The organism is Candidatus Eisenbacteria bacterium, assembly GCA_035577985.1.
In the GTDB taxonomy this organism is placed as follows: domain Bacteria; phylum Desulfobacterota; class Binatia; order DP-6; family DP-6; genus DATJZY01.
Genome location: DATJZY010000162.1, coordinates 1 through 4,429, shown reverse-complemented (window position 1 = coordinate 4,429; position 4,429 = coordinate 1). Strand labels below are relative to the sequence as shown.

The 4,429-nt window shown below is 66.5% G+C and carries 5 protein-coding genes; all 5 read right to left on the bottom strand.

All coding sequences use genetic code 11. The features are described from left to right. The coding region (locus tag VMS22_23040; GenBank protein HXJ36923.1) for a cation:proton antiporter at positions 1-240 on the bottom strand (240 nt) is incomplete at its 3' end. 197 nt (positions 241-437) lie between these two features. Next, on the bottom strand, positions 438-2,105 hold the full coding sequence (locus VMS22_23035) for an NAD-dependent malic enzyme (GenBank protein HXJ36922.1): 1,668 nt from the start codon (positions 2,103-2,105) through the stop codon (positions 438-440). Between the two features lie 64 nt (positions 2,106-2,169). Beyond that, a complete protein-coding gene (locus tag VMS22_23030; GenBank protein HXJ36921.1) occupies positions 2,170-3,543 on the bottom strand; it encodes an NAD-dependent succinate-semialdehyde dehydrogenase in 1,374 nt (457 codons plus the stop codon). 44 nt (positions 3,544-3,587) lie between these two features. Then, the gene (locus tag VMS22_23025; protein HXJ36920.1) at positions 3,588-3,944 is read right to left on the bottom strand and encodes a 4Fe-4S dicluster domain-containing protein; all 357 of its coding nucleotides are present in this window, start codon (positions 3,942-3,944) and stop codon (positions 3,588-3,590) included. A gap of 261 nt (positions 3,945-4,205) precedes the next feature. Then, a complete protein-coding gene (locus VMS22_23020; GenBank protein HXJ36919.1) occupies positions 4,206-4,397 on the bottom strand; it encodes a hypothetical protein in 192 nt (63 codons plus the stop codon). Between the last annotated feature and the right edge of the window lie 32 nt (positions 4,398-4,429).

Sequence of the window (4,429 nt, the reverse complement as noted above, 5' to 3'; positions counted from 1 at the left end):
ACCGAAGAAGAGGCGGCGCATGGACGACAGTCTGCGCGGTTCGGTGTCGAGACCCACGAGAAAGAGCAGCAACATCACACCGATCTCGCCGATCGTCTGCAGCTCCTCGACGTGACCGGTCAACAGTGGCCGCGGAGAATGGGGTCCGAGCGCCATTCCGACGGCGAGCAGCGCCACGATCGAACCCAGGTTCAGTCGCTTCGCCACGCTGCCTGCCAGGAGCGTCGCGGCGATGATCACCGCAACAGCCAGCAGTATTTGATCCATGCTCCTCCGTTCTTCTCCGGTACCTGGCGCTCAGCGAGGCAAGCGACGAGGAGGAGCACGCTCGCGTCTAAGCCGTCCGGAAGGGTGCATTTCGACGAAGCCGCCCGCCGTAGCGACCCCGGTTGATCACCTCCCTCGGCGAGATCGGCGAGGACATGATGTCGAATCGCTCAGGACGGGTAGGCGGGCGTCCACTGCGTTGCGACGACGCGCTGGCGCAGCTCCGCTTCGCTCGTCTTCGGCGCCACTCCGGCGCGTTGCGCCTCGAGGCCGACCGCGAGCGCGATCGCTGCCGCCACGGCGCGAAGATTCGCGAGCCCCGGCAGGAGCGACGCGGAGGCGTCGTGGAGCGCCGGCGATTGGTCCCCGAGCGCGCGGGCGGCGGCGAGGATCATGCCGTCCGTGATGCGCCGGGCGCGCGCGGCGGATACCGCGAGACCGATCGCTGGGAAGATGTAGATGTTGTTGCACTGCGCGATCGGAATCGTCCGCCCGCCGTGGTGGACCGGCGCGAATGGAGATCCGGTGGCCACGAGCGCACGGCCGTCCGACCAGCGAATCAGCTCCTCGGCCGTCGCTTCCGATCTCGACGTGGGGTTGGACAGCGGGAAGACGATCGGACGGTCTATCTTGTGCGCCATCTCGCGGACGATCGCTTCCGTGAAGGCGCCGTGCGCGGTCGACAGGCCGATCAGGATCGTCGCCTCGGTTCGGTGGATCACGTCGCCGAGCCCGATCCCGCCTTGCCCGGGCGACGGCCAATCGGCCACTCGCTCGCGCGGCTGCGCGTACACGCGCTGTTCGGCGCTGAGGTCCGTGCGCCCCGAATGCAGCAGCCCGTCCTTGTCGATCACCCAGAAGCGGCGGCGCGCGTCCTCCTCGGAGAGCCCGTCGTCGCGCATCGCGCCGCGCAGGAAATCGGCGACGCCGATCCCCGCCGAGCCGGCGCCGAGCATGACGATCTGCTGATCGCGCAAGCGTCTTCCGGCGACCTCGACGGCGCCGACGATCGCGCCGAGTGCGACCGCCGCGGTGCCCTGGATGTCGTCGTTGAACGTCAGCAGCTCGTCCCGGTAGCGCTCGAGGATCGGGCGCGCGTGCGGCGTCGCGAAGTCCTCCCACTGGAGACAGGCATCCGGGAGCTCCTGCTGCACCGCGCGGACGAACGTTTCGACGAAGTCGAAATACTTCTGACCGGTGACGCGCTCGTGGCGCCAGCCGAGGTACTCGGGATCGCGAAGTCGTTCCGGGTTGTTGGTCCCGACGTCCAACACGATCGGCAAGGTTCGCTCCGGCCGGATTCCGCCGATCAGCGTGTAGAGGGACAGCTTGCCGATCGGGATGCCGAGTCCACCCGCGCCCTGGTCGCCGATCCCGAGGATGCGCTCGCCGTCCGTGACGACGATGACGTCGACCTCCCGGTTCGGACGGTTTCGCAGCAGCGCCGGGATGGAGTCTCGCAGCGGGTAGGAGACGAAGAGGCCGCGCGGCCGGCGGTAGATGTGACTGAACTGCTGGCACGCCTGCGCGACCACCGGCGTGTAGACCATCGGCGTCATCTCCTCGATGTGATCGAGGAGCAGCCGGTAGAAGAGCACCTCGTTCGTGTCCTGGAGCGCGCGCAGGTAGATGTGCCGCTCCAGGTCCTCGTTCTTGCGCCGGTACGCCTCGTAGGCGCGCGCCACCTGCTGCTCGAGGGTCTCGACCTGCGGCGGCAAGAGCCCGTGCAGTCCGAGAGAGCTCCGCTCGTCCTCCCCGAACGCCGTCCCCTTGTTGAGGATCGGCTGGTTGAGGAGCTCCGCGTGCGAATAGGAATTTCGTTCGGCTGTCTTCGTCATGTTCCAGATGTCCTCATGAGCGGGTCGCGGTGCGCCGAGGCGTGGCGGCGGAGCGGCGCACGGATCAGCTCGCGGCCACTCGGATCAGTTTCTTGTTCACGAACTCACCCATCCCGAGTTGCGAGAGCTCTCGCCCGTAGCCCGAGTTCTTGACGCCTCCGAATGGCAGCTCGGGCGCCGTCCAGGTCGCCTCGTTGATCCAGACCATGCCGGTATCGATCTGGCGCGCGACTCGCTTTCCTCGCTCGATGTCCCGCGTGATCACCGTGCCGCCGAGCCCATAAGGCGAGTCATTGGCCAGTCGAATGGCTTCCCCCTCGCCACCGACGCGGAACACGAGCGCCACGGGGGCAAAGAACTCCTGATGGTAGGCGGGATTGTCCGGCCTCACGTCGGTCAGGATGGTTGGCGCGAGGAAGTAGCCAGGACGCTCGAGTCGCGCTCCACCCATCAGCAGTCTGGCGCCGTGGTCGACCGCTTCCTTGATCTGCTGAAGCACATGCTCGAGCGCCGCAGCCGTGCACAGAGGTCCCAGCGTAGTCATGGGATCGAAGGGATCTCCCGACACCAGCGTCTTGAGTTTATTCTGGAACCGCTCGAGAAATGCATCCGCGATCCGGTCGTCGAGCAAGAACCTCTTGGCGGCAACGCAGCATTGCCCTGTGTTGTTCATCCGACCCCAGAAGCCCCACTTGATCGCGGTATCCATGTCCGCGTCGTCCAACACGATGAAGGCATCGCTGCCACCGAGTTCCAGGGTGCTCTTCTTGAGAGCCTGGCCGGCCTCCGAACCGACCGCCGCACCCGCTCTCTCGCTGCCCGTCAGGGCCACTCCGTTGATGCGCGGGTCCGCGATGGCCCTGGCAGCTTGTTCGTTCGACAGGAACACGTTCGTATAGGCGCCCCGCGGAGCGCCGGCGTTGCGGAACAGCTTCTCGAAGGCCAACGCGCATTGCGGCACGTTCGGCGCATGCTTCACGACGAGCGTGTTACCCGCCATCAGGTTCGGCCCCGCGACGCGGGCCAGCTGGTAATACGGGAAGTTCCAAGGCTCCACACAGAAGAGCACGCCGATCGGTGCGCTCTCGATCACCGCCTCGCCCTGCTCGACGTGCAGCATCTGGAGCGCGAGAAACTCCTGCGCCCTGTCGGCGTAGTAGTCCAGAATGTCGGCGCTCAGTTCGACCTCCGCGCGGGCCTCGCCAAACAGCTTGCCCATCTCCAGCGTGACCAGCCGCGCGAAGTCATCGATCTCCTCGCGCAGAATCGAGGCCGCTCTCTTGATGACGACTCTGCGCTCCGCAAGCGATCTCTGACTCCAGTCATGCTCGTAGTTGTCTCGAGCCGTTCGGAGGATCTTCTCGAGCTCGGCGTTCGTGTGTTCGTCGAAGCTCTCGAGCAGCTCTTCGGTGAAGGGATTGATGGTCTGGTAGGGCATAGGGCGATCTCCTCGTTGGAAGCTTCGAGCGGTGGACGCCCGTCCTACACGTCCTCGTGAGCCGCGTGCTGCGGCACGCCGAGGATGCGCACCGGCTCGCGGTGTCGTTGGAACGCGGCGTGGATCAGGTCTCGGTTCAGGTCCGCGATGAACTCGAGCGGGATGCCCTTCGGGCACACGGCCTCGCACTCGGCGTGGTTGGAGCAGGTTCCGAACTCCTCGCGACCCATCGCGGCCACCATCTTGAGAGTCCGCGCGTCGCGCTCGGGCTGACCCTGCGGGAGCGTGTTCAGGTGTCGGACCTTCGCCGCGGTGAACAGCATCGCCGCTGCGTTCGGGCACGAGGCGACGCAGGCGCCGCAGCCGATGCACGCGGCCGCGTCGAAGGGCGGATAGGACATTCAAGCGGGGATCCGAATGTCCGAGAGGAGTCGTTATGTCAAATGGCCAGCCATGCGCGCGACGTAGACGCGAAGCCGGACCTCGACGACATGCGTGCGCGTTGTTGACGCGCAAGGACATCGTTGACGACTTCGCCGAGCCGCAGCTCCGCCCGCTCGGGCGCCGAGCGCTTCGCCAAGGCGCGCGCGCTCGATGATGGCGCTTGTGTGCTCGGCGTCGGCAACGATGCCCCCGCTTCGACGAGCCGGTCAAGAGCGTTCTTAGGCGACGAGCACCACGCCGAGCTGCTGCTCCGCTTCCTTCACCTGCGCGACCTCGGCGTCGGAGAGAGCCGCGAGCGTCGCTCGGGGCTCGAGGGCCACCAACACCTTGCCGAGCCGGCGCTCGAGACCCCGCAGGCAGTCGAGCTTGGAGTCGTCGAGCGAGGCGTGCTGGAAGCTCTGGCTCGGCATCGTGATTCCTCCCCGATGGTGGCGCCAAGATT